The organism is Streptomyces sp. NBC_00271 (assembly GCF_036178845.1).
GTDB lineage: Bacteria > Actinomycetota > Actinomycetes > Streptomycetales > Streptomycetaceae > Streptomyces.
The window spans coordinates 7,948,904-7,973,071 of sequence record NZ_CP108070.1 but is presented as its reverse complement, the minus strand read 5'-3'; the positions used below and the strand labels follow the sequence as shown (position 1 = coordinate 7,973,071).

Here is a 24,168-nt window from a genome sequence, read left to right as displayed (position 1 = left end):
CCTTCATCACAGGAAGTAGAGGCGGTTGAGGGAGACCGAATCGGCGGGCTCGGAGCGCAGCGGGTCGCCGTCGAGGGTGACCAGGCCGGTGCGCTGGTCGACGTCGACGGATCCGGTACGGGAGTTGAGGCGCAGGTCGGCGGGGCCGATCCCGCGGGTGCCGCGCACGGCGACCCGGCGCCGGCGCGTCGGCATGAGGTCGTTGCCCTGGTCGAGCGCGGCCTGGGCGACGAAGGCGACCGAGATCTCGGCGGGCGTCGCGCCGTGCGCCCCGAACTGCGGTCCCAGGACGAGGGGTTCGCAGGTGTCGGTGGCGGCGTTCGGGTCGCCGACGACGCCGTACGCCGGGAAGCCGGACTTGAGGACGAGTTGCGGCTTGGCGCCGAAGAACTCCGGGCGCCACAGGACGATGTCGGCGAGCTTGCCGACCTCGATCGAGCCGACCTCGTGGGCGAGCCCGTGCGCGATGGCCGGGTTGATGGTGAGCTTGGCCATGTAGCGCAGGACGCGCTCGTTGTCGTGGTCCACGTCCGCCGGGGCGCCGCGCTCGGCCTTCATCTTTCCGGCCATCGCGAAGGTGCGGCGTACGGTCTCGCCCGCGCGTCCCATGCCTTGCGCGTCCGAGGAGGTGATCCCGATCGCGCCCAGGTCGTGCAGCACGTCCTCGGCGCCCATGGTCCCGGCGCGGATCCGGTCGCGGGCCATGGCCGCGTCGCCGGGCAGGTCGGTCTTCAGGTCGTGGACGGAGACGATCATGCCGTAGTGCTCGGCGACCGCGTCCCGGCCGAAAGGCAGGGTGGGGTTGGTGGACGAGCCGATGACGTTCGGGACCCCCGCCATCTTCAGGACGTTCGGCACGTGACCGCCGCCGCAGCCCTCGATGTGGAAGGCGTGGATGGTCCGGCCTTCGAGGACGCGCAGGGTGTCCTCGACCGACAGGCATTCGTTCAGCCCGTCGCTGTGCAGGGCGACCTGGACGTCGTGCTCCTCAGCGACGCGCAGCGCGGTGTCGAGGGCGCGGGTGTGGGCGCCCATGTCCTCGTGCACCTTGAAGCCGCTCGCGCCGCCCTCGGCCAGGGCCTCGACGAGGGGGGCGGCGTCAGAGGACGAACCCCGGCCCAGGAAGCCGATGTTGACCGGCCAGGCGTCGAAGGCGTTGAAGGCGTGGCGCAGCGCCCAGGGCGAGTTGACTCCGACGCCCCACACCGGCCCGAACTCCTGGCCGATGATCGTGGTGACGCCGGAGGCGAGCGAGGCCTCCATGATGCGCGGCGACAGCAGGTGCACATGGGTGTCGACGGCTCCGGCGGTGGCGATCAGTCCCTCGCCCGAGACGATCGACGTCCCCGTACCCACCACCACGTCGACCCCGTCGAGGGTGTCGGGGTTCCCGGCCCGCCCGATCGAGCAGATCCGCCCCTCGCGGATGCCGATGGAGACCTTGCGGATCCCCTGGGCCGCGTCGATCACCACGACGTTGCTGATGACGACGTCGCAGGTCTCGCGGACGGCGGCGGCCTTGAGGTGCAGTCCGTCGCGGGCGGTCTTGCCGAAGCCGGCGAGGAACTCGTCGCCGTAGCGCTGGGCGTCGGACTCGACGCGGATGGTCAGCCCTGAGTCACCGAGGCGGACGCGGTCGCCGGCGCGGGGGCCGTGGGTGGCTGCGTACTCGTAAGGATTCATCGCGGCTCAGCTCCCTGAATTTCCCCGGTCTCCCCGGAGTCCCCACCGTCTCCGGCGTCCCCGCCGTCTTCGGCACCCTCGGCGTCCCCGGCATCCCCGGCTCCGAGGTATCCGCAGGCGGCGGCCCTGCGCAGGGCCTCTTCCCTGGCCCCGGGCGCGTCCAGGGGCCCGTCGACCAGTCCCGCGAAGCCGATGGCGATCCGCTCACCGCCGATGGGCAGCAGCCCGACCTCGATGCTCTCCCCCGGCCCGAAGCGCACGGAGGACCCGGCGGGGACCGCGAGCCGCATCCCGTAGGCCGCCGCCCGCGGGAAGTCGAGCCGCGGGTTGGTCTCGAAGAAGTGGAAGTGCGAGGTGACGGAGACGGGCACGGTCGCGGTGTTGGTGACCGTCAGCCGGACGACCGCGGCGGGCTCGGCGTGCGCCGGCCCCGGCAGCAGCGCGCCCGGCGCCCGCTCCCCCAGCCCGCCCCCGAGGGGGTCGCTGACGACCGCGAGCCGGGACCCGTCGTCGAAGACGGCCTCGACGTGCACCTCGGTGACGACGTCGGCGACGCCCGGCAGGACGTCGTCCGGGCCGAGCACCGCCCGGGCCGCCGCGATCGCCTCGGCGAGCCGACGCCCGTCCCGGGCCGCCTCGCACACGGTGTCCGCGATGAGGGCGGTCGCCTCGGGAACGTTCAGCCTGAGGCCCCGGGCCCGGCGGGCACGGGCCAGCTCGGCGGCCCCGAAGAGCAGCAGCCGGTCACGTTCCGTGGGGGTCAGTCTCATGTCCGGGCACCTCCTTGCCTTCCTCGATTTAGAGCACCACTCTAAACGCGAGATTCATGGAAAGGAAACATTGACATCCGGTATTCGGTCACAGACATTGAACGTCGCTCTAACTCTCAGGCGGCCGTCGAAGGAGACCAGCCATGCCGATCGAACAGCGCGGAGTCGACACCATCCCCGACGAGGAACGGACCAGCGGGCCGGGGGACCTCGTCTCGATCCTGCTGGGGTCGAACCTCTGTCTGGGCGTGATCATCTTCGGCTGGCTGCCACCCTCCTTCGGGCTCGACTGGTGGTCGTCGGTGAGCGCGATCGTGGCGGGCACGGTGATCGGCACGGCGCTCACCGCGCCGCTCGCGCTGGTCTCCCTGCGCACGGCGACGAACCTCTCCACCTCCTCCGGCGCCCAGTTCGGCGTGCGCGGGCGCCTGGTCGGCTCGGTCGTCGGGCTGCTGCTCGCCCTCGGCTACACCGCGCTGACCGTCTGGATCGGCGGCGATGTGATGGTGAGCGTGCTCGGCCGCCTGTTCGGGCTGCCGGCGAACGGGCTGTCGTACGCCGCCGTGTACGCCGTCCTCGCCGCCGCCACCGTCGCGGGCGCGGTGTACGGCTACCGCGTGCTGCTCGCGATGTCCCGGGTCCTCGCGGTCGGCATGACCGCGCTCCTCGCGCTCGGTGTGCTCGCCTACGCGCCGCACTTCACCACCGCCGCGCTCCCGGAGACCGGCGGCTATCTGCTGGGCTCGTTCTGGCCGACCTGGCTGCTGGCGGCGATCGCGGCGGGCCTGTCAGGACCGATCGCGTTCATCACCCTGCTCGGCGACTACACGCGCTACATCTCCCCGTCCCGGCACTCCTCCCGTACGGTTCTGCACGCCACCTGGCTGGGCCTGATCGCCGGGCTGCTGGTCCCGCAGCTCTTCGGCACCTTCACGGCGTACGCCGCCCGCGCGGCCCTCGACTACGCGGGGCCGCTGGTCTCCGCCTCCCCCACCTGGTACCTGGTCCCGCTGCTGCTCGCCGCCTCCGCGGGGTCGGTCGGCAACGCGGGCCTGATGCTGTACTCCATGGGCCTGGACCTGGACGCGATCCTGCCGAAGGCCTCGCGCGCCCGGGCCACCCTCACGGTCGCCGTCGTCGCCACCGTCTGTGTCTTCGTCGGCCACTACGCCTGGAACGCGCAGTCCGCGATGACGTCCTTCGTCCTTCTCCTGACCGCCATCGGCACCCCGTGGGCGGTCATCACCCTCATCGGCTTCGCCCGCTGCCGCGGAATCTACGACCCGGACGCCCTCCAGGTCTTCAACCGCCGCTCCCGGGGCGGGATCTACTGGTACCGCGCCGGCTGGAACGTCCAGGCGACGGTCTCCTGGGCGCTGGGCGCGTTCGCCGGCCTCCTGGCCGTCTCCCTCCCGTCGTACCAGGGACCGCTGCTGTCCCTCACCGGTGGAGTGGACTGCAGCTTCGTCCTGTCGGGCCTGGTCGGCGGCCTCGCCTATGTGGCCCTCCCACCGAAGCGGGCGTCACACCGGGTCGAGGCCGGGCAGGAACTGGCTCGCGCCGAAAGCGGGCTTTAGGTCGCTGAACCAGGTGGCGTTCTCGTCGTACGCGGCGAAGAACGGGCGGCCCACCAGCTCCGGGTCGCGAGCCTGGATGAGGTGGAGCACGAAGACCTTCTCACCAGCCACCTCCGTGATCCCGTCCACGCACACCTTGCCCGGCATCGCCGACATGACCGGGCCGCGCACGGTCCGCGCGAGTCCGGACACCTGGGCGTAGGCGTCACGGAAGATCTGGTGACTCCGGGCGAGCGGCACCCCGAAGTAGCCCTGCGGGCCGGTGTCCCGCTCCACGAACTGGTAGTACGGCACCGCCCCCAGCGCGGTCGTCTCGTTCCACAGCGCGGCCCACGCCTCGGCACGGTCGTTGATGCCCCTGACCAGCGGCCCCTGGCAGCGGATCACGGCACCCGTGTCACGCACCCGGCGCATCGCCTCCCGCACCACCGGGGGCCCAAGCTCCTGGGGATGGGTGAAGTGGGCCATCAGCGCGAGGTGGCGGCCGCTCGCGACGACCTTCTCGAACAGGCGCAGCACGTCGTCGGCGTCGCGGTCGGTGAGGAAACGGTACGGCCAGAAGGCGAGCGACTTGGTGCCGATGCGGATCGACTGGACCGACTCGATCTCCAGGAGCGGTTCGACGTAGCGGCGCAGCACCTCGGTGCTCATCACCATCGGGTCGCCGCCCGTGATGAGCGCGCTGGTGACCTCCGGGTGGGCGCGCAGATAGGCGGATGTGGTGGCGATGTCGTCGGTGGCGATGCGCAGGTCGGACTCGCCGACGAACTGGGGCCAGCGGAAGCAGTACGTGCAGTAGGCGTGGCAGGTCTGGCCCTGGCGCGGGAAGATCAGCACCGTCTCCGGGTACTTGTGCTGGAGGCCGGTGAGGCGCCGCCCCTCGTGCACGGGGACGTTGGCGTCGAGCTGGCCGGAGGGATGCGGGTTGAGCTTCATCCGGATCTCGTGGGCCGCGCGCAGCACGTCGGCCTTCGGGGCGTCCCGCGCCAGCAGTTCCGCCATCTGCTTGAGGTCGGGCTCGGGCAGCATCTCGGCCTGCGGGAACGTCAGCCGGAAGATCGGGTCGTCGGGCACGGCCGACCAGTCGATCAACTCGTCGACCACGTAGGAGTTCGTACGGAACGGCAGGACGGCCGCCACGGCCCGCAGGGCGAGTCGCTCGGCGGGCGGCAGGGACACGCGCCTCAGCAGGCCGTCCAGGTCACGGGGCGTGAAGGCGCGAAAGCGGGGGCTCGGGTGCGAAGACCGGGAGCTGGTGTCCGGAGACCGGAGGCTCAGGTGCGCGGAGCCGGGTCTCGCGGGCTGAGCGGGGTGGAGCGCTGAACTCATGTGTGCCGCGGCCTCTATTCCCTGACCAGGACCAACGGCCGCAACTCGACAAAGGCGCCCGCCGACGCATCGTACTTCTCCGCGAAGCGCTGCATGAGCAGCCCGTGCAGCTCGCTCTCGTCGTCCACGACGATCAGCTCGTGCGCGCCGGCGGCGGTCAAGGCCTCGCTGTAGGCGGAGAGTTGGTCGAGGCGGTGGCGGGCCATGTACGACACGAGGTCGTGTCCGGCAACGTACAGGCAGTCGTCCACGTAGACGAAGCGACAGCTGAACGCCCGGCGGCCGTCGGTCGCGTCGACCAGGGTCAGCGGCAGATGGGTGAATCGCTCCATCGGCTTGCTCTGCTGCCACAGTTCGTCGAAGCGTTGTTCGACGAAGGTGCCGAGCGGGGAGTGGACGGCGACCTCCAGCTGGACTCCCTCGCCGGAGAGACGCCCGACGGTCAGGAAGGAGACCAGGGAGCGCTCGTCCCAGCGGTAGAGGGTCACACCGGGCGAGGTGGAGCAGAGGCGCACTTCGAGGAGCTGACGGGAGTTCTCGTCGAGCCGGAGCGCGAACCGGTCCAGCGTGCGCAGGTTGCGCATGATGTCGCGGCGGATGTCGGCGCTCTGCTCGCCCAGTTCACGGCCGCGCAGGATGACCGCGAGGGAGTCGGGGTCGAGGAGGAGGATCTGCACGCGGGCGCCGTGCTCGGTGGCCGCCTTGATGCCGCGGAAGAGGCGCTCGGAGAACTGCGGGCCGAACACGTTGGAGAAGGTGTCGAGGACCTTCACGTTCGAGGTCGAGCCGTAGACCTGGGCGCTGAACCACTCGTAGTCCAGCCGAGTGTGTTCGCGGACCCGGCCCTCCTGGGCGCGGCTGATCAGCGGGCCGATCACGAAGACGGTGACGACGACGCCGACGATGTCGGTGCCGAGGTTGAGGGTGAGGTTCTCCTCGTAGTTGTCCATCCGCGAGCTGCTCCACAGGAGGAGGGCTGCGACGGCGGCGAGCAGGACGAGGACGGTGAGGCTCTGGGGGCGACGTGGGGTGCGTAAGGTGCGCAGCAGCCAGCGCAGTCGTGGTATCGGCGACCCTGCGCTCACCTGCGCTCCCTCCGTGGCCGTGCGGGCACACAGGAGGGCGGCACGCTCCCCCCGTGGAATCTGTGGATACCCGTGTCGCGGAGCCGCTACGCGTCGAACGAACCGCCGGTCCCCGCACTCCTGTTGGGGAGAGAGGGACCGGCGGGAGTCGTGGGTTGCCGTGGACCGACGGGCGCGCGGGGCGTGCCGGGCGCGAGGGTCGCGAGGGTCGTCCTAACCCAGCGGGTGCATCCAGCCGTGCTTGTCCTCGCTGGTGCCGCGCTGGATGTCGAGGAGCGCCTCGCGCAGCTTCATGGTGACCTCGCCGGGCTCGCCGCCGGACTGCTGCCACTCGGTGCCGGTGCGCTTGACCGTGCCGACGGGGGTGATGACCGCGGCCGTGCCGCAGGCGAAGACCTCCGTCAGGCTGCCGTTCTCCGCGTCGCGCTGCCACTGGTCGATGGAGACGCGGCCCTCCTCGGAGGTGTAGCCGAGGTCGCGGGCGACGGTGAGGAGGGAGTCGCGGGTGACGCCCTCCAGGATGGAGCCGGTGAGGGAGGGGGTGATGATCCTGTCCCCGTACACGAAGTACAGGTTCATGCCGCCGAGCTCCTCGATCCACTTGTGCTCGACCGCGTCGAGGTAGCAGACCTGGGCGCAGCCCTGCTCGGCGGCCTCGGCCTGGGCGAGGAGGGAGGCCGCGTAGTTGCCGCCGGTCTTGGCGTCGCCCATGCCGCCGGGGACGGCGCGGACGTGGTCCTCGGAGACCCAGATGGAGACGGGCTTGACGCCGCCGGGGAAGTAGGCGCCGGCCGGGGAGGCGATGACCAGGAAGAGGTACTCGTTGGCGGGCTTCACACCCAGGCCGACCTCGGTCGCGATCATGAACGGGCGCAGGTAGAGGGATTCTTCGCCGCCGTGCGCCGGGACCCAGGCGCAGTCCTGCTGGACCAGCACGTCACAGGCCTCGATGAACGTCTCCACGGGCAGCTCCGGCATGCCGAGCCGACGGGCGGAGGCCTGGAAGCGCCGGGCGTTCTTGTCCGGGCGGAAGGTGGCGACGGAGCCGTCGGGCTGGCGGTAGGCCTTGAGGCCCTCGAAGATCTCCTGCGCGTAGTGCAGGGTCATGTTCGCGGGGTCGAGGGAGAGCGGGCCGTACGGGACGAGCTGGCCGTCGTGCCAGCCGCGGCCCTCGGTCCACTTGATCGTCACCATGTGGTCGGTGAAGTGGCGGCCGAACCCGGGGTTGGCGAGGATCGCCTCGCGCTCCGCCGCGGAGCGGGGCTGCGAAGAGGGCTTGAGCTCGATCGTGGGCGTCGTCATGTGGTTGTCCTTCACCGGTTGTGTGTGACGGGCCGCGCTCACGCCTGTACTGCCAGTGGCCAGTACTAGGACGTCCGAGCATTCCCTCATTCCCGCGGCTCCGCGTTCGATTATCGCGCGCGCGAAGCCTTGGACGAAACGGGGTGAACACGGCCCAGGGGTTGCCCAGGGGTTGTTGATGGTGGCACCCGGCGAGGGCATAGGAAAAGCCGCCGGGTGCGGATGCGACCCGGCGGCTCCTACGAAAGGTAAGTGGCGCGGCGGGTCAGCCGGCTACTCGTACGGCGAGCGCGTCGCCGATTTCCTCGGTGCTGCGGGCGGGCTTGCCCACGCGCTCGGCGAGGTCGGCCGAGACGGCGTCCTCGATGCGGGCGGCCTCGGCCTCGTAGCCGAGGTGGCGCAGCAGGAGGGCGACGGACAGGACGGTGGCACTGGGGTCGGCCTTGCCCTGGCCCGCGATGTCGGGCGCCGAGCCGTGCACGGGCTCGAACATCGAGGGGAACTCGCCGGAGGGGTTGATGTTCCCGCTCGCGGCGACGCCGATGCCGCCGGAGACGGCCGCGGCGAGGTCGGTGATGATGTCGCCGAAGAGGTTGTCGGTGACGATCACGTCGAAGCGCGCGGGGTCCGTGACGAGGTAGATCGTCGCCGCGTCCACGTGGATGTAGTCCGTAGTGACCTCGGGGAACTCCTCGGCCACCTTGTTGAAGACGTTCGTCCAGAGGTGACCCGCGAAGGTCAGCACGTTGTTCTTGTGGACCAGCGTGAGCTTCTTGCGCGGGCGGGCCTGGGCGCGGGCGAAGGCGTCACGGACGACACGCTCGACACCGAAGGCCGTGTTGACGGAGACCTCGGTGGCGACCTCGTGCTCGGTGCCCTTGCGGATCGTGCCGCCGTTGCCCGTGTACGGGCCCTCGGTACCCTCGCGGACCACGACGAAGTCGATCTCCGGCTGGCCGGCCAGCGGGGTGGCGACACCCGGAAGGAGCTTCGACGGACGCAGGTTGACGTGGTGGTCGAAGGCGAAGCGGAGCTTGAGCAGGAAGCCGCGCTCCAGGACGCCCGACGGGACCGAGGGGTCACCGATCGCGCCGAGCAGGATCGCGTCGTGCTGCTTGAGGGCGTCGAGGTCGGCCTCGGTGAGGGTCTCACCGGTGGCGTGGTAGCGCTTGGCCCCGAAGTCGAACTCCTTGGTCTCCAGCTTCACATCCTGCGGAAGGACGGCGGAGAGCACCTTCAGCCCCTGGGCCACGACCTCCTGGCCGATGCCGTCACCGGGGATCACTGCGAGATTGATGCTGCGAGACATGAAGGCACCGTACTCCGTGTCCCATGGAATGACACGAGGTGTCCGCCATCCGGACATCCTCGGGGTGTCGCAAACCGTTTCGTCGACGCGCGTTCACCCGTACGTATGGCGGGCGTTGGGACGTGCTGGGAAGTTCACCAGCATGGACATTCCCGACTTGGGCATTCCGCGGCAGCTCGCGAGCCGGATGAGCATGGCGGAGCAGTACGAGTACCTGCGTACGAAGCTCACGCGGCGCCGCGCCCTGGTGTCGGCGGGTGCGTTCGCGGGCGGCGGGCTGCTGGCCGGCTGCTCGTCCCCGTCGGGGACGGTGACGCGCGGCTCCGCCCCGAGCACGAGCGTCACCGGGCAGGTGCACGGTTCCGTCGTCACCCCCTTCGGCCGCCACCTCGCCTTCGGCGCCGACCCGAAGACCCAGATGCGGGTCTCCTGGCAGGTGCCGCTCGCGGTCCGCAGGCCGTATCTGCGGGTGGGCACGCATCCCGGACAGCTGAGCCTGAAGGTCGGGGCCGAGGTCCGCGCCCTGCACACGCCGGGGGTCACGGGCGTGCGGCTGGCACTGGACCAGTACTACGTGCACGCGGCCCTGGACGGTCTGCGGCCCGGCACGACGTACTACTACGGCGTCGGCCACGACGGCTTCGACCCGGCCTCACCGGCGCACAGGTCGACCGTCGGCTCCTTCCGCACGGCACCCGCGAACCCGGAGAAGTTCGCGTTCACCGCCTTCGGTGACCAGGGCGTCAGCTCGGCCGCGCTCGCCAACGACAAGGTGCTGCTGCGCCAGAAGCCCGCCTTCCACCTCCACGCGGGTGACATCTGCTACGCGGACGGGACCGGGCGCGGCAAGACGTCGGACGGGTTCGACCCCGGGTACTGGGACCTGTTCCTCAAGCAGACCGAGCCGGTGGCGAAGTCGGTGCCGTGGATGGTGACGACCGGCAACCACGACATGGAGGCCTGGTACTCGCCGGACGGCTACGGCGGCCAGGCGGCCCGCTTCTCCCTCCCGGACAGCGGCTTCGACCCGCGGACGGCACCGAGCGTCTACTCCTTCACGTACGGCAACGTCGGCGTCGTGGCACTGGACGCGAACGACGTGTCGTACGAGATTCCCGCCAACCAGGGCTACACGGGCGGGAAGCAGACGAAGTGGCTGGACAGGAAGCTGGGCGAGCTGCGCTCCTCGGCGGCGGTGGACTTCATCGTGGTCTTCTTCCACCACTGCGCCTATTCGACATCCGCGCACGCCTCCGACGGCGGGGTGCGCGCGGCGTGGCTGCCGCTGTTCGCCAAGCACCAGGTGGATCTGGTGATCAACGGGCACAACCACGTGTACGAGCGGACGGACGCCGTCAAGATGGGTGCGGTGGGCCGTGCGGTGCCGGTGGGCGGCTCGACGGACCCGACGCGGGACGGGATCGTCTACGTCACCGCGGGCGGCGGCGGCAAGGATCTGTACGGCTTCCCGTCGGGCGTGAAGGACAGCTACGAGGGGCACGTCGGCCGCCACGAGTCCGTGAGCAGCTTCCACTGGACCAAGTCGCAGGACCAGCAGCGGGAGACGGTGGAGTGGTCCCGGGTGCGGTACGCCGGCTTCTCCTTCCTCTCGGTGGAGGCGGAGGCGGGCACGACGCCCCGGCTCAAGGTGTCGGCGCTCGCGGAGAGCGGCAGGCGCATCGACCACTTCGAGGTGCGGCGCGGTCACTGAGCACACGGCGGCGGCTGAGCACTCCGAGGTGCGGCGCGGGGCGTGAACCCCCGCGCCGCACCCCGTGCGGGTGCGGCTCCCGGTATGAGGGTGGTGTGGTGCGGGCGGGTCAGTGACCCGTCTCGCCGCCGTTGTCCCTGCGGTCGAGGGCGCGCTGGAGGGCGGCGGCCGCGTTCTTGCGGTCGGACTCGCTGCTGCGGGACACGTGGCGGACTCGGCGGACGGTCGTCTCGGCCATGATGAATCGACTCCTTGCCTCCGGAAAGCGGCCCTGAACGGACCACCGGAAGTGCGATGAGGGAGGGATACGAGACGCCGGGGGCGGGGGAGCGGTGCCGCAGGGGTTGCCTGCCAGGGGCTCCGGCTCACGACCGCCATTCGCTTGGTCTAGCGAGACGTTCGGCTCCTACAAAACTAAGCGAGGAAGGGGCATCTGTCTCCACAGTTACTCGGACTTCCTACTATCTGAGACGGTGGATTGGGTCACACGGCCCTGAGCTGGGACAACAGTGCGCGCGGCATCGCCCGCCGCCGGGTGCAGCCGCAGGGCGCCCGCCGTCGCGACGAGGCACAGCACGCCGAGCACCACGAACGCGACGGCATACGCCGAGCGCGTCCCGTCCGTGAGCGCCGCGCCCCCGCGCAGCGCGAGGGCGGTGACGGCCACGCCCAGCCCCGCGGCCAGTTGGTGGGAGGTCGCGAAGAGGGCGTTGGCGTCGCGCAGCCGCTCCGGCGGGGTCTCGCTGAAGGCGATGGTCGCGTAGCCGCTGAGACCGACCGAACGGGCGACACCGGAGAGCACCGCGACGACCGCGATCACCGCGACCGGCGTCCCCCGCGTGAACAGCGCGCAGGCCGCGGTGGTGACCGCGAGCCCGAGCGTGGAGACGATCAGCAGCGGACGGAAGCCGAAGCGGTTGATCAGATACGTGGTCGCGGGCTTGACCCCGATGTTCCCGACGAAGACGAACAGCACCACCGCGCCCGACTTCACCGCGCTCCAGCCGAACACCTCCTGGAAGAGCAGCGGAAGGAGGAAGGGCAGGGCGGCGACGACCGCCATGTAGAGCGAGCCGTCGAGCGCCGACGCGCGGAAGGACTGGACGTCCAGGGTGCGCAGGTTGACCAGCGGGTGCGGGGTGCGCAGCAGATGCCGTACGGCCGCGGTGAGCGCCACGGCGGCGATCGCGCCGGCCGCCACCGTCCGCGCCGGAGCACCTCCGGTCGGGGCGGAGAGCAGGTGCGCGGTCCAGGTCAGGGCGGCCAGACCGGTACAGGTGAGCAGGGTGCCGACGAGATCCAGCGGGGGTGTCTCGTCCCGCGGGGCCGGCGCGATCAGGCGGCGCGCGACGAGCAGGGCGACCGCGCCGAGGGGCACGTTCAGCAGGAAGATCCAGTGCCAGGAGGCGTACGTGGTGATCAGGCCCCCGAGCAGGGGCGCGAGCACCGGGGCGACGAGGCCGGGCCACACGATGTACGCGACCATGCGCGGCAGTTCCCGCTTGGCGGTGCCGGTCAGGACGACCAGCCGGCCGACCGGCACCATCATGGCGCCGCCGACGCCCTGCAGCACACGGGTGCCGACGAGCACGCCGAGGTTCGGGGCGAACGCGCAGGCCAGGGAGGCGAGGGTGAAGACCGTGATCGCGGTGAGGAAGACCCGGCGTGGGCCGAAGCGGGCGGTGAGCCAGCCGGAGAGGGGGATGAGGACGGCGAGGGTGACCAGGTAGGCGGTGATGACCAGGCCCACGGACGTGGGGGCGGTGTGCAGGTCCCGGGCTATCTGTGGAGCAGCGGTCGACACGATCGTGCCGTCGAGCATCTCCATGAAGAAGCAGCCCGCGACGAGGAGCGCGGTCGCGGTGCCGCGCGGGTGAGAATCCGTCATGGGTCCAGGTTCGGGGCGCCCATTGCTGCACACAAGGTCCGATTGCTTCACGTAGCCTTGCGTCCCATGCAGCATTCAGCGCATGCGTCGTCCGGGTCCGGGCTGACCGCTCCCCTCCCCGACATGAACCTCCTGCCCGCCCTCGACGCCCTGCTGCGCGCGGGCAGCGTGGCGGGGGCGGCGGCCGAACTGAACGTCTCCCCCTCGGCGATGAGCCGCACCCTGGGCCGGCTGCGCCGGGTGGTCGGCGACCCGCTCCTCGTCCCGTCGGGGCGGGGGCTGACCCTGACGCCCCGCGCGCGGGAGATGCAGCCTCAGGTGCAGGCCGCGCTGGCGGGCGCGGTGGCGGCGCTGCGACCACCGGCCGATGTCGAACTCTCCTCCGTGCGAAGGGAGTTCAGAATCCGCGCCAACGACGGGGCCGCCCTGTCCCTCGGCGCCCCGCTGCTGGAACTGGTGGCCCGGGAGGCACCCGGCGTACGGCTGCGGCTGCTGCCCGAGGGCGAGGAGGACCCGGCGGATCTGCGCACCCATGTCGACCTGGACGTGGGCGAGTTGCCGGACCCGCTGCCGCACGACGTGCGCGCCTCGACGCTGCAGGAACACCGGATGGTGGCGGTGGCGCGGGCCGGCGCGGAGTTCGCGGGCGAGCCGCTGACGCCGGAGCGGTTCGCCGCGCTGGCGCACATCACGGTGACACGGCGCGGCCGGACGCACAGCGTGGTGGACGAACACCTCGCCGGGCTCGGCCTGCGCCGCGACGTCCTGGCGACGGCCCCCACCTACGGCGCGGCCTGCTTCTTCGTCCTGCGCACCGACGCCCTGGCGCTCGTCCCGGCGGAGGTCGCGAGGGAGGCGGCGCGCTGGATGCCGCTGGCGGTGCTGGAGGTTCCGCTGGACCTGCCGGGGTTCTCGTCGGGCCAGGCATGGCACGTACGACTGGACACGGATCCGGCGCACCGGTGGCTGCGGGGGGCACTGGCGCGGGTGGCGGAGGAGGTCGGGCGCGCCGCCGAAAATTGATCCTATCTCTAATGCCGTCGGACGCCTTGACAGGCTCATTGCGCACCTTCACTCTCACAATCATCGGATGACTACAGGAGATGACTGCGAGAAGGAGGGTTCCTGATGTCGGTCCAGTTACGGGCCCGCACCATCGTGTTGACGCTCTGTTCCACCCTGCTCGCCACGGCGGTGGCGGCGCTCCCCGCCCGCGCCGAGGCCACGGCGCGGGCCGCCTGGGAGGTGAAGGGGCCGCACGGCTCACCCACGGCGGTCGTCGCGCTCGATCGGACCGACGGACATCCCACGCTCGCCGTGAGACGCGAGGGCAGAACGGTCCTGGAGCCCTCCCCCCTCGGCCTGGTCACCGAACAGACCGACTTCTCCCGGGGGTTGACCCTCACCGGACGCTCCGAACACACGATCACCGAGCGCTACACGAGCCCGACCGGCAAATCCCGCGACCGTGTCGCCCGCATGACCGAGGCCCGCTTCCGCTTCCGCACCGCCGACGGCGCCCGGCTCGACCTGGTGACACGGGTCGCCCGTGACGGCGTCGCCTACCGCTACGTCCTGCCGCGGAACCACGGCAACGTACTGCGCGAGGCCTCCGCCTTCACCCTGCCCACCGGCGCGAACGCCCTCCTCGGCGGCTACCGCGCCGACAACGAGCTCCGCTTCACCCGCTACGACTCCGCGGCGGCGGCGCCGGCGGGCGCGTACATGATGCAGGGCCTGTTCAGGACGGACGGGGGCAACGGTGCCGCCGCCGACGGCGACTACGCCCTGCTCGCCGAGTCGGACGTCAACGGCACCTACGCGGGGGCCCACCTGACGCACAGCGCGGACTCGTCGACGTACGGGCTGAGTCTGTGGAACGACGAGCCGATCCTGACGACCGGCCCGCTCACCACCCCCTGGCGCGCGCTCGTCACCGGTGATCTCGCGACCGTCACCGAGTCGACCTTCGTGGACGACCTCGCCCCGGCGTCCCGGGTCCGCGACACGTCCTGGATCAAGCCGGGCCCGGCGCTGTGGACCTGGCTGGCGGGCGGCAAAGAGGCGGGGCAGAGCCTGGCCGCGCAGGAGAAGTACGTGGACTACGCGGCCGAGCGCGGTTGGCCGTACGAAGTGGTGGACGCGGGCTGGTACTTCAAGACCGGCGAGTGGGAGGTGATCGATCCGCAGTGGCAGACGGACAGCTGGATGCCGGAGCTGGTGCGCTATGCGGCGGCCAAGGGCGTGGGCATCCACGTCTGGCTGCACTACAGCCTGCTGACCGATCCCGTCGAGCGCGAGAAGTGGCTCTCCACGCTGGCGCGTTGGGGCATCAAGGGCGTGAAGATCGATTTCATGGACTCCGAGTCCCAGGAGCGGATGCGCTGGTACGACGACGTGCTGGAGTCCACGGCCCGCCACCACCTCATGGTGAACTTCCACGGCTCCACGATCCCCAAGGGCATCCAGCGCACCTGGCCGCAGGTCATGTCGATGGAGGGCGTCGGCGGCGAGGAGAAGCGCAACAACACGGCGGAGCAGCTGGCCTCGCTCCCCTTCACCCGCAATGTCATCGGCTCCATGGACTTCACCCCGGGCGCCTTCCACCGCCCGTACCGCCCGAACGTCGCCTCGGACGCGGGTGAGCTGGGCCTGAGCGTCCTGTACGAGTCCGGGATCCAGAACCTCTCCGGCACCCCGGAGTCGTACGACGCGCGGCCCGAGGCCCGCCGCTATCTGGAGCAGCTTCCCGCCCGCTGGGAGGAGACCCGGCTGCTGACCGGCGATCCGGGCCGCTCGGCGGTCCTCGCCCGGCGCGCCGCCGACGGCCGGTGGTTCATCGGCGGCACGTTCACGGGCGCGGCCCGCACGGTCGACCTACCGCTGCGGCTGGGCGCGGGCCGCTGGCTGGTGGAGACCCTGACGGACGGTCCGTCGGGCCTGGTGCGCGAGACGCACCTCGTCCGGGGCGGCGGCACGCTGGCCGTACCCGTCGTGGCGGACGGCGGCTTCGCGGCGCTCGCCTGTCGCGCGCACGAAGGCCGTACGACCTGCGAGAACTGACCCCCCGAAGCGACCCACCGCTCCCCTGGCCCCGAACGGGGTCGGGGGAGCCGTCCGTGCCCGGCGACCGCCGAAGGCCAAGAAGTGGATCGCCCACACGACTGATCCTCCGCGCGGCATGCGACATCGGGCTCCGGCATGGGGAACGGTGACGTCATGAGCGACACGACCAAAGCACTGCTCGAGGGCGGCCCGGACGATCTGCCCGAGCGGATCGTCCCGGTCCCGCCTCCTGGAACGGACGTGAAGATCGAGTTGCGCGGTGGATACGAACACTTCAGGGCGACCCCACGACAGGCGGACACGCCGGAGGGCAGGCTGCCCGTGTACGAGTGGTGGGAGCGGACGGAGTTCGCCGGCTGACGCCACCTCCGCCACGGCGAGGGACGGCGGATCACCGCAACGCTGCCGTCACCGCCTCCCGAAAGCCCCTCGGGTCCTCGACCCACGGCAGGTGCCCGGCCTCCGGCAGGATCACCCGGCGCACCCGGGGCAGCGCCCTCTCCAGTGAGTCGACCGCCGAGCGCGGCCGGATGTCGAGCGCCCCGTCGACGACGACCACGGGCAGGTCGAGCTGTCGGCAGGCGGCGTACAGCTCCGGGGTGCCCCAGGACCTTCTCCGCTCGGCGTTGAACGCCTTGTTGCACTCGGTGTTGATGTCGAACCAGCGCTCGGCCATCCGCCCGGCCTGCTCCAGGTCCCGCTCGCGGTCCACGAACTCGGCGGACCACTGCAGCACCGCACGCTCCCGTTCCGCCGCCTCGGAGCGCTCCGGACGGTCCGTCAACTCGCGCCAGCGGGCCAGGCGTTCGGGGCGCTCGCCGAGCCGGGCGACGAGGTTCGCCTTGAAGCCGTCGAACCAGTCGGAGTCGGGTCCGATCCCCGTACCGCTCACATAGACCAGCGCGCTCACCCGCTCGGGATGGGCCAGCGCATAGCTCAGCGCCAGCTGCGCGCCCCACGAATGGCCGAGCAGCGTCATCCGCTCCAGCCCGAAGTGCCGCCGTACGGCCTCCAGGTCGGCGACGAACCGCTCGCTCGTCCAGGGCCCGGCGCACGGCCCCGACCGTCCGCAACCGCGCTGGTCCCAGCGGTGCACGGCGGCCCGGTCCGTCAGTGATCCGGCCACGTCCTCGAACATGTCCCACAGACCGGGGCCGCCGTGGCACAGCACGAGCGGGGGGCCTTCACCCGACTGCTGCGCCCACAGACGTACGCCGTCGTCGGTCTCGACCGTCTCACTTCGCGTCCGGGCCATGGGGAAATTCTGCCCGCAGGCGCCCGGACATGGAGACGGGCCGGGAAGCCTGCTCGGAGGTCGGGCTTCCCGGCCCGGGTTCAGAAGGGCTGATCAGCCCATGTGCGGGTACGTGTAGTCGGTCGGCGGGACCAGGGTCTCCTTGATGGCGCGGGTCAGCGTCCAGCGCATCAGGTTCTGCGGGGCGCCCGCCTTGTCGTTGGTGCCGGAGGAACGGCCGCCGCCGAAGGGCTGCTGGCCGACGACGGCGCCGGTCGACTTGTCGTTGATGTAGAAGTTGCCCGCCGCGTAACGGAGCTTCTCCATCGTGTACGCGGCCGCCGCGCGGTCGCCGGAGATGACCGCGCCGGTGAGCGCGTAGTCGGACGCCGACTCCATCTGGGTCAGCATCTCGTCGTACTTGTCGTCCTCGTAGACGTGGACGGCGAGGAAGGGGCCGAAGTACTCGGTCGTGAAGACCTCGTTCTCCGGGTCCGAGCACTCGACGACGGTCGGGCGCACGAAGTAGCCGACGGAGTCGTCGTACGAGCCGCCCGCGACGATCGTGCAGGTCGGGTCGGCCTTCGCGCGGTCGATGGCCGCCTTGTTCTTGGCGAACGAGCGCTCGTCGATGACCGCGCCGATGAAGTTCGACAGGTCGGTGACGTCACCCATGGTCAGGTAGTCGACCTCGGCCGCGAACTCCTCCTTGAAACCGGAGTTCCAGATGGAGGCCGGGACGTAGGCGCGGGAGCTCGCCGAGCACTTCTGGCCCTGGTACTCGAAGGAACCGCGGGTCAGAGCGGTCTTGAGGACCGCGCGGTCCGCCGACGGGTGGGCGACCACGAAGTCCTTGCCGCCGGTCTCGCCGACCAGACGCGGGTAGGAGCGGTACTTCTCGATGTTGTTGCCGACCGTCTTCCACAAGTACTGGAAGGTCTTGGTCGAGCCGGTGAAGTGGATGCCGGCGAGGTCGCGGTGCTCCAGGGCGACCTTGGAGACCTCGATGCCGTCACCGGTGACGAGGTTGATGACACCCTTGGGCAGGCCCGCCTCCTCCAGGAGCTGCATCAGCAGCACGGCGGCGTGGGTCTGCGTCGGGGACGGCTTCCACACGACGACGTTGCCCATGAGCGCCGGAGCGGTGGGCAGGTTGCCCGCGATCGCCGTGAAGTTGAAGGGCGTGATCGCGTAGACGAAGCCCTCCAGCGGACGGTGGTCCATGCGGTTCCACACGCCCGGGGAGTTCGCCGGCGGCTGCTCGGCGAGGATCTGGCGGGCGTAGTGGACGTTGAAGCGCCAGAAGTCGACGAGCTCGCAGGGGCAGTCGATCTCGGCCTGCTGGGCGGTCTTCGACTGGCCGAGCATGGTGGAGGCGGCCAGCGTCTCGCGCCAGGGGCCGGCCAGCAGCTCGGCGGCGCGCAGGATGATCGCGGCGCGGTCGTCGAAGGACATCGCGCGCCAGGCGGGCGCGGCGGCGAGGGCCGCGTCGATGGCGTCCTGCGCGTCCTGCTGGGTGGCGTGCGCGCCGGTGCCGATGACGGCCTTGTGGTTGTGCGGCTGCACGACCTCGAAGCGCTCACCGCCGCCGAGCCGCTTCTCGCCGCCGATGGTCATCGGCAGCTCGATCGGGTTCTCCGCCAGCTCCTTGAGCTTGGCCTCCAGGCGGGCGCGCTCGGGCGAACCGGGGGCGTAGCCGTGCACCGGCTCGTTGACGGGGGTGGGGACCTGGGTCACAGCGTCCATGGTGTCCGTAACTCCTTTATGAGCGGGTGGTTCGGGCTCGGCCCGTGGATCAGCCCTTGGTCAGAATCGAGCGGGCGAAAAACAGCAGGTTGGCCGGCTTCTCGGCGAGGCGGCGCATGAAGTAGCCGTACCAGTCGGTGCCGTACGCGGTGTAGACCCGCATCCGGTGGCCCTCGGCGGCGAGCCGCAGGTGCTCCTCGCTCCGGATGCCGTACAGCATCTGGAACTCGTACTCGTCCAGCTTGCGCCCGGCCTTGCGCGCCAGCTCCTGCGCGATGGAGATGAGGCGCGGGTCGTGGGACCCGATCATCGGGTACCCCTCGCCCTCCATCAGGACGCGCAGGACGCGGACGTACGCCTTGTCGGTCTCGGCCTTGTCCTGGTACGCGACCTCGGCGGGCTCCTTGTAGGCGCCCTTCACCAGGCGGACGCGGCTGCCGCTCGCGGCGAGGCGGCGGGCGTCGGCCTCGGTGCGGTACAGGTAGGCCTGGATGACGCAGCCGGTCTGCGGGAAGTCCTTCCGCAGCTCCTCGTGGATGGCGAACATCGAGTCGAGGGTGGTGTGGTCCTCGGCGTCCAGGGTGACGGTGGTACCGATGGCGGCGGCTGCCTCGACGACGGGGCGCACGTTGGCGAGGGCCAGCTCGTGGCCGCCCTCCAGCGCTTGCCCGAACATCGACAGCTTGATCGACATCTCGGCCTTGGTGCCGAGGTCCAGCACCTTCAGATGCTCGATGAGCTCCAGGTACGCGTCCCGGGCGGCGAAGGCCTGCTCGCGGGTGGTGATGTCCTCGCCGACGACGTCGAGGGTGACCTCCAGGCCCTTGGCGACGGCGTCCTGAACGACCGGAACGACCTGGTCGACGCTCTCACCGGCGATGAAGCGGGCGACCACCTGCTTGGTGCCGGGGGCCGCCGACACGAAGCGACGCATCCGGTCGCTGCGCGACGCGGCGAGAATCACGGGACCCAGCACGGGGCACCTCCACAACAAGGCGAGCAGAAGGCCGTATCCCGACCATTCGGGTACGGCACGGAGAACCACCGTGAAACCTAAGGATCCCTCCGATCCTGAGCCATCGACAGCTGTCACGCATCCGTGCCCTGGATCTCAGACAGATGTATGAAGGGCTGCGGAATTGCGGGAGAATGCCCGGGTGAGCGACGAACACAGGGATCACAAAGAGCCCCGGGAACACCGGGAGCACCGAGATCACCGTGGCGACCACGGCGGCTACCAGGAGCTGGTCGACGAGATCTCGGCGCTCCTCGGCGTGCCCGCGACGCTGGAGAACCGGGACTTCGAGCTGATCGCCTTCGGCGCCTACGACAGCGAGGGCGAGCTCGACGCGTCGGCCCTGGACCCCGTACGGACCCGCTCGATCCTCACCCGTCGCTCCACGGCGGCGGTCCGCACCTGGTTCGAGGGCTTCGGCATCACGCGCGCGACGGCCCCCGTGCACATCCCGCCCACCCCGGAGGCGGGCGTGTACCGGGGCCGGATCTGTCTGCCGGTACGCCATCGGGGTGTCGTCCTCGGCTACGTCTGGCTGCTGGAGGACGACCCCGGCCCGTCCGAGGCACAGCTCTCCGCGGCGATGGAGGTCGCCGCCCGCATCGGCGACCTGCTCGCGGACGAGGCACAGGCGGGCGCGGACCTCACCCGCGAGCTGCGGGCGGTCCTCACCGCCGAGCGCGGCTGGCAGCGGGACATGGCGGTGGCCGAGCTGCGCACCGCCCTCGGCCCGCGCGGCGACGGCCTGCACGCGGTGGTGTGCGTCGCCCCCTGGCCCTCCGCCGACCCGGACGACGCCCCTTCGGTCCGTACGGTGCCGGGCGCGACCGCGCTGTGCACGGTGCCGTGGGGGGCCACCGGCCAGAGCCTCGCCCTTCTCGTACGGCTGCGCTCGGCGGACGTACTGACTCCGGCACGCACGGCGGCGACACGCTTCGTACGGGAGGCGGACGGGGAGCGCGGGGGCGGGCAGGGAACGGCGAAGGGTGCCGGGACGACCGTGGCCGCCGGAGTCGCCGGCGCCCGGGTGGGCCTCGCCGAGCTGGGGGCGGCCTGGCAGGAGGCGTCCGCCGCCGCCCGCGCGGTCCTCGCGGAGCCCCGCCTCGGCCCGGTCGCCGAGTGGGCCTCCATCGGCCCGTTCCGTCTCCTCACGGCCCTCCCTCCGGAGGCGGCCCACGACCCCGCCGTCCGCACCCTCCTCTCCCCCGCGCACCGCGAACTCGCCCGCACCGCCGAGGTGTTCCTGGACTGCGCGGGCCAGGCGGGGCGCACGGCGGCGGAGTTGGGCATCCACCGGCAGACCCTCTACTACCGGCTGTCCCGCGTCGAGCAGCTGACCGGCCTCGACCTGGACGACGGCGAGGACCGCCTGCTGCTGCACATGGCGTTGAAGGGGGCGCGACTGTGACGCCCACGCACGGCGATCAGCCGTACGGTGTGCCGTCGAAACGCCCGCCGCGGGCTCGGGCGACGGTGCGCTGCGCAGGGGGCCCTGCGCCGGTCCTAGGAAAGGTCCTCGATCCTGGGGCAGGTCCTGGCCGGCCATGAGCCGTCCGGGTCGACGAGCCCCGGCGAGCAGGTCGCCGATCGTCGCGATGCCCTCCGTGATCGCGCGTTCCCCCACGTCACCGAAGCCCAGGACGAGTTGGGGCGGCGCCGTCGCCCGGTTCGAGCGACAGGCGCTCATCCCGTACAGGCCGACGGACCGTGCGCGCGCGTACTGATGCTGGTGGCGCTGATCCCGGCATACCGCGATGCGCGAGCCGATCGCGGGTCCGGCGCCACGCCGACCGGAGTCGTGGGCGGGTGACGCCTCAGTCCCGCGAGCCGGTCGCCCCCTCGATCACCCGTCGCAGCCCCTCCGTGAGGTCGTCGGCCGTGGAGGCGCTCGCCGGGTCGAAGAGCCACTGCACCATCAGACCGTTGAGCAGCGCCTGGTAGAAGCCGCCGAGGGACTGGACGGTGCGTTCGTCGAGCGTCTCCTCGTCCAGGCCCGTGAGCATCGCGACGAGCCCGGACCGTCCCTCGATCTGCGCCTTCGCCATGAGGTCCCGCAGCTGCGGCACCCGCTCCCCCTGCGTCACGATCTCCATGCTGGCCGCCCACACGGGCTTGAAGTCCTCGAAGGACTCCAGCATCCGCGCCCACACGTCATGGAACCGCTCCACGGAACCCCCGGGCGCGCCCTCGTGCTCCTGGTGCGGGGCGAACTTCTCGCCCCACTCCTGCACCAGTTCCACGAAGGCCTGCGTCAGCAGCGCGTCCTTCGACCCGTAGTGGTAGCCGATGGACGCCAGGTTCGTCCCGGACTCCTTCACGATGTCGCGCGCCGTGGTGCGCACGAACCCCTTCTCCAGCAGGCAGCGCTTGGCGCCTTCGAGCAGATCCTCACGGTGTCCCATGCCGATCAGCGTACCCCCGATACAGACAACCGTCCCAGACGACCGTTTTAAACAATCGTACTAGACAAGCGTTTAAGACGTCCGTACAGTCCCTGTCATGACGAACTCGAAGCACTCGACGAGCACCACCCCCGCACCCGGCGGAGGCCTCGCCGGCCGCCGCGAATGGACCGCCCTCAGCGTCCTGATGCTTCCGCTGCTCCTGGTCTCGATGGATGTCTCGGTCCTCTACTTCGCGATCCCCGCGATCAGCGCGGACCTGGAGCCGAGCGGTACCCAGCAGCTGTGGATCTTCGACATCTACGCGTTCGTGCTCGCCGGACTGCTGATGACGATGGGCTCGCTCGGCGACCGCATAGGCCGCCGCAAGCTCCTTCTCTTCGGCGCCGCCGCCTTCGGCACGGCCTCGGTCATGGCCGCCTACGCCGACAGCGCCGAGATGCTGATCGCGGCCCGCGCGGTCCTCGGCATCGGTGGCGCCACCCTCATGCCGTCGACGATGGCGATCATCCGCACGATGTTCACCGACCCCGGGCAGCGCGCGAAGGCGATCGGTCTGTGGTCCGGCGTCATGACCGGCGGTATCGCGCTCGGTTCGGTGATGAGCGGGGTCCTCGTCGAGTACTTCTGGTGGGGCTCGGTCTTCCTCGTCAACCTGCCCGCGATGGTGCTGCTGCTGGTCCTCGGCCCGATCCTGCTCCCCGAGTCCAGGAACCCGGAACCGGGCCGTTTCGACCTGCTCAGCGTGCCGCTGTCGATGGCCGCCGTGCTGCCCGTCATCTACGGCGTGAAGGAAATCCCGTCCGAGGGATGGAAGTTGGAGTACGGCGCCTCGATCGTCGTCGGTCTCGTCTTCGCCGCGCTCTTCGTCCAGCGGCAGCGCACCGCCAAGTCCCCGCTGATCTCACCCGAGTTGTTCCGGGGCCGGGGCTTCGCGCCCGCCGTCGTGCTCAACCTGGTCTCCGCGTTCGGGATGATGGGGTCGGCGTACTTCACCACTCAGTACATGCAGTCGGTCCTCGGCAAGAGCTCCATGGAGGCCGCCCTGTGGTCACTGCTGCCGACGGTCCTGGTCGGGGTCGCCGCGCCGGTCGCCGCGCAGCTGGTGCAGAAGGGCGTCCACCGCGCCCACGTCGTCTCCGGCGGCTTCGTCCTCGGCGCGTGCGGCTACGGGCTGCTGGCCCTCACCGGGACCGACTCGATGTGGCTGGTCCTCGCCGGGGCCGGAGTCCTCGCCTCGGGGATCGTCACCGTGATGTCCCAGATGATGGATCTGGCGCTGGGCACCGTCCCCGTCGGCAACGCGGGCGCCGCGGCCTCGCTGCTGGAGACGGGTGCCGAGTTCGGCGGGGCGCTCGGTATGGCGGTCCTCGGGTCCATCGGTACGGCCGTCTACCGCCACGAGATTCCGTCCGGCGCCCCGGCGCCGGCCCAGGAGACCCTGGGCGGCGCGCTGGCGGTCGCCCATCAGTTGCCGGGCGGCGCGGGCGATGCGCTGGTGCGGGCCGCGCGGGAGGCGTTCACCAGTGGGATGCAGGCGGCGGCGATCGCGGGGGCGGTGTTGTTGCTGGGGGCGGCGGGGGTGGCGGCTGCGACGTTGCGGCGCGTGCGGGTGCGCGAAGTCGGGGCCGAGGCCCCGCACCCTGAACAGGCGCCCGCCTGACGGCCGTTCACCAGGGCTACGCCCTTGGAACCCCGGCAGTGCGCTCCGACTACGGGGGGCGGGGTCCGATCACGCAGCTCCCCGCCCCTCGGGCGGGCTGCAACCCCGGACCCCCGCCCTCCCAGAGTGCTTTACCTGCGGGCCGGTGGGGGCCGACCGCGCAGTTCCCCGCGCCCCTCGAGCCGGGCTGTGCCCCGGATCCCCGACCTTCCGGAGTGCTGTGCCTGCGGGCGGTGGGGGCTGAGCGCGCAGTTCCCCGCGCCCCTCAAGCGGGGCTATGCCCCGAAACCCCGCCCACCCGAAGTACCTTGCCTGCAGGCCGGTGGGGGGCCGGTCGCGCAGTTCCCCGCGCCCCTCGGACGGGGCTGCGCCCCGAAACCCCGCCCAC

The 24,168-nt window shown here is 71.0% G+C and carries 19 protein-coding genes; 7 read left to right on the top strand and 12 right to left on the bottom strand.

Going from position 1 to position 24,168, the window contains the following annotated elements; all coding sequences use genetic code 11:
* Positions 1-6 precede the first annotated feature (6 nt).
* Together OG798_RS36295 and ureA are read right to left on the bottom strand one after the other, a co-directional pair.
* Positions 7-1,683, bottom strand: a complete 1,677-nt coding sequence (locus OG798_RS36295; RefSeq protein ID WP_095852443.1) for an urease subunit alpha — start codon at positions 1,681-1,683, stop codon at positions 7-9.
* Positions 1,680-2,453, bottom strand: coding sequence for an urease subunit gamma (gene ureA / locus OG798_RS36290; RefSeq protein WP_257038241.1), 774 nt, complete (start codon positions 2,451-2,453; stop codon positions 1,680-1,682). The genes OG798_RS36295 and ureA overlap by 4 nt, the downstream gene beginning before the upstream one ends.
* A 143-nt stretch (positions 2,454-2,596) precedes the next feature.
* Between ureA and OG798_RS36285 the strand changes: the two genes are divergently transcribed.
* Positions 2,597-4,030 carry a cytosine permease gene (locus OG798_RS36285; protein WP_328758319.1) on the top strand — a complete coding sequence of 478 codons (1,434 nt, stop codon included), beginning with the start codon at positions 2,597-2,599 and terminating at the stop codon, positions 4,028-4,030.
* Here the strand turns inward: OG798_RS36285 and OG798_RS36280 are convergent.
* The 4 genes from OG798_RS36280 to OG798_RS36265 form a co-directional block, all read right to left on the bottom strand.
* Positions 3,977-5,209: a KamA family radical SAM protein gene (locus OG798_RS36280; RefSeq protein ID WP_267062901.1), complete on the bottom strand. Its 1,233-nt coding sequence runs from the start codon at positions 5,207-5,209 to the stop codon at positions 3,977-3,979. The two genes, OG798_RS36285 and OG798_RS36280, sit on opposite strands and share 54 nt — an antisense overlap.
* 164 nt (positions 5,210-5,373) lie before the next feature.
* Complete coding sequence (locus OG798_RS36275) at positions 5,374-6,444, bottom strand: hypothetical protein (protein ID WP_328758318.1); 1,071 nt, start codon at positions 6,442-6,444, stop codon at positions 5,374-5,376.
* 213 nt (positions 6,445-6,657) lie between these two features.
* Positions 6,658-7,746, bottom strand: coding sequence for a branched-chain amino acid aminotransferase (locus OG798_RS36270; protein WP_121414937.1), 1,089 nt, complete (start codon positions 7,744-7,746; stop codon positions 6,658-6,660).
* Between the two features lie 265 nt (positions 7,747-8,011).
* Positions 8,012-9,055, bottom strand: a complete 1,044-nt coding sequence (locus tag OG798_RS36265) for a 3-isopropylmalate dehydrogenase (RefSeq protein WP_054234560.1) — start codon at positions 9,053-9,055, stop codon at positions 8,012-8,014.
* 142 nt (positions 9,056-9,197) lie between these two features.
* Here OG798_RS36265 and OG798_RS36260 point away from each other — a divergent pair, with 142 nt between their 5' ends.
* Positions 9,198-10,766, top strand: coding sequence for a purple acid phosphatase family protein (locus OG798_RS36260; protein WP_328758317.1), 1,569 nt, complete (start codon positions 9,198-9,200; stop codon positions 10,764-10,766).
* Positions 10,767-10,875: 109 nt separating this feature from the next.
* Here the strand turns inward: OG798_RS36260 and OG798_RS36255 are convergent, their stop codons facing one another.
* Complete coding sequence (locus tag OG798_RS36255) at positions 10,876-11,004, bottom strand: hypothetical protein (protein WP_095852449.1); 129 nt, start codon at positions 11,002-11,004, stop codon at positions 10,876-10,878.
* 207 nt (positions 11,005-11,211) lie between these two features.
* Positions 11,212-12,654 carry a DHA2 family efflux MFS transporter permease subunit gene (locus OG798_RS36250; protein ID WP_121414939.1) on the bottom strand — a complete coding sequence of 481 codons (1,443 nt, stop codon included), beginning with the start codon at positions 12,652-12,654 and terminating at the stop codon, positions 11,212-11,214.
* 66 nt (positions 12,655-12,720) lie between these two features.
* On the opposite strand from OG798_RS36250, the gene OG798_RS36245 reads away from it, so the two are divergent.
* From OG798_RS36245 to OG798_RS36235, 3 genes are all read left to right on the top strand, one after another.
* Positions 12,721-13,677, top strand: coding sequence for a LysR family transcriptional regulator (locus OG798_RS36245; protein ID WP_267062898.1), 957 nt, complete (start codon positions 12,721-12,723; stop codon positions 13,675-13,677).
* Positions 13,678-13,782: 105 nt separating this feature from the next.
* On the top strand, positions 13,783-15,717 hold the full coding sequence (locus tag OG798_RS36240; RefSeq protein ID WP_328758316.1) for a glycoside hydrolase family 97 protein: 1,935 nt from the start codon (positions 13,783-13,785) through the stop codon (positions 15,715-15,717).
* Positions 15,718-15,873: 156 nt separating this feature from the next.
* Positions 15,874-16,080 carry a DUF5988 family protein gene (locus tag OG798_RS36235; protein WP_054234564.1) on the top strand — a complete coding sequence of 69 codons (207 nt, stop codon included), beginning with the start codon at positions 15,874-15,876 and terminating at the stop codon, positions 16,078-16,080.
* Between the two features lie 31 nt (positions 16,081-16,111).
* Here OG798_RS36235 and OG798_RS36230 read toward each other — a convergent pair whose 3' ends face one another.
* The 3 genes from OG798_RS36230 to OG798_RS36220 form a co-directional block, all read right to left on the bottom strand.
* Positions 16,112-16,975 (bottom strand): alpha/beta fold hydrolase, encoded by an 864-nt coding sequence (locus tag OG798_RS36230; RefSeq protein WP_328758315.1) that lies wholly within the window; start codon positions 16,973-16,975, stop codon positions 16,112-16,114.
* A 93-nt stretch (positions 16,976-17,068) separates the two neighbouring features.
* On the bottom strand, positions 17,069-18,700 hold the full coding sequence (pruA, locus tag OG798_RS36225) for an L-glutamate gamma-semialdehyde dehydrogenase (RefSeq protein ID WP_095852454.1): 1,632 nt from the start codon (positions 18,698-18,700) through the stop codon (positions 17,069-17,071).
* Positions 18,701-18,749: 49 nt separating this feature from the next.
* On the bottom strand, positions 18,750-19,676 hold the full coding sequence (locus OG798_RS36220; RefSeq protein ID WP_095852455.1) for a proline dehydrogenase family protein: 927 nt from the start codon (positions 19,674-19,676) through the stop codon (positions 18,750-18,752).
* 163 nt (positions 19,677-19,839) lie between these two features.
* On the opposite strand from OG798_RS36220, the gene OG798_RS36215 reads away from it, so the two are divergent.
* Positions 19,840-21,123 (top strand): PucR family transcriptional regulator, encoded by a 1,284-nt coding sequence (locus tag OG798_RS36215; protein WP_373561026.1) that lies wholly within the window; start codon positions 19,840-19,842, stop codon positions 21,121-21,123.
* A gap of 406 nt (positions 21,124-21,529) precedes the next feature.
* On the opposite strand, the gene OG798_RS36210 is transcribed toward OG798_RS36215, so the two are convergent.
* Entirely contained in the window at positions 21,530-22,117 is a 588-nt protein-coding gene (locus OG798_RS36210; RefSeq protein WP_099943455.1) for a TetR/AcrR family transcriptional regulator, read from the bottom strand.
* Between the two features lie 97 nt (positions 22,118-22,214).
* Between OG798_RS36210 and OG798_RS36205 the strand changes: the two genes are divergently transcribed.
* Positions 22,215-23,780, top strand: coding sequence for an MFS transporter (locus OG798_RS36205; RefSeq protein WP_328758313.1), 1,566 nt, complete (start codon positions 22,215-22,217; stop codon positions 23,778-23,780).
* The last annotated feature ends 388 nt before the right edge of the window (positions 23,781-24,168 follow it).

Bases quoted from the DNA above. Each gene is read 5' to 3' on its own strand.
- OG798_RS36295 (WP_095852443.1), bottom strand. From the start codon at position 1,683: ATGAATCCTTACGAGTACGCAGCCACCCACGGCCCCCGCGCCGGCGAC.
- ureA (WP_257038241.1), bottom strand. From the start codon at position 2,453: ATGAGACTGACCCCCACGGAACGTGACCGGCTGCTGCTCTTCGGGGCC.
- OG798_RS36285 (WP_328758319.1), top strand. From the start codon at position 2,597: ATGCCGATCGAACAGCGCGGAGTCGACACCATCCCCGACGAGGAACGG.
- OG798_RS36270 (WP_121414937.1), bottom strand. From the start codon at position 7,746: ATGACGACGCCCACGATCGAGCTCAAGCCCTCTTCGCAGCCCCGCTCC.
- OG798_RS36265 (WP_054234560.1), bottom strand. From the start codon at position 9,055: ATGTCTCGCAGCATCAATCTCGCAGTGATCCCCGGTGACGGCATCGGC.
- OG798_RS36260 (WP_328758317.1), top strand. From the start codon at position 9,198: ATGGACATTCCCGACTTGGGCATTCCGCGGCAGCTCGCGAGCCGGATG.
- OG798_RS36255 (WP_095852449.1), bottom strand. From the start codon at position 11,004: ATGGCCGAGACGACCGTCCGCCGAGTCCGCCACGTGTCCCGCAGCAGC.
- OG798_RS36250 (WP_121414939.1), bottom strand. From the start codon at position 12,654: ATGACGGATTCTCACCCGCGCGGCACCGCGACCGCGCTCCTCGTCGCG.
- OG798_RS36245 (WP_267062898.1), top strand. From the start codon at position 12,721: ATGCAGCATTCAGCGCATGCGTCGTCCGGGTCCGGGCTGACCGCTCCC.
- OG798_RS36240 (WP_328758316.1), top strand. From the start codon at position 13,783: ATGTCGGTCCAGTTACGGGCCCGCACCATCGTGTTGACGCTCTGTTCC.
- OG798_RS36235 (WP_054234564.1), top strand. From the start codon at position 15,874: ATGAGCGACACGACCAAAGCACTGCTCGAGGGCGGCCCGGACGATCTG.
- OG798_RS36230 (WP_328758315.1), bottom strand. From the start codon at position 16,975: ATGGCCCGGACGCGAAGTGAGACGGTCGAGACCGACGACGGCGTACGT.
- pruA (WP_095852454.1), bottom strand. From the start codon at position 18,700: ATGGACGCTGTGACCCAGGTCCCCACCCCCGTCAACGAGCCGGTGCAC.
- OG798_RS36210 (WP_099943455.1), bottom strand. From the start codon at position 22,117: ATGGGACACCGTGAGGATCTGCTCGAAGGCGCCAAGCGCTGCCTGCTG.
- OG798_RS36205 (WP_328758313.1), top strand. From the start codon at position 22,215: ATGACGAACTCGAAGCACTCGACGAGCACCACCCCCGCACCCGGCGGA.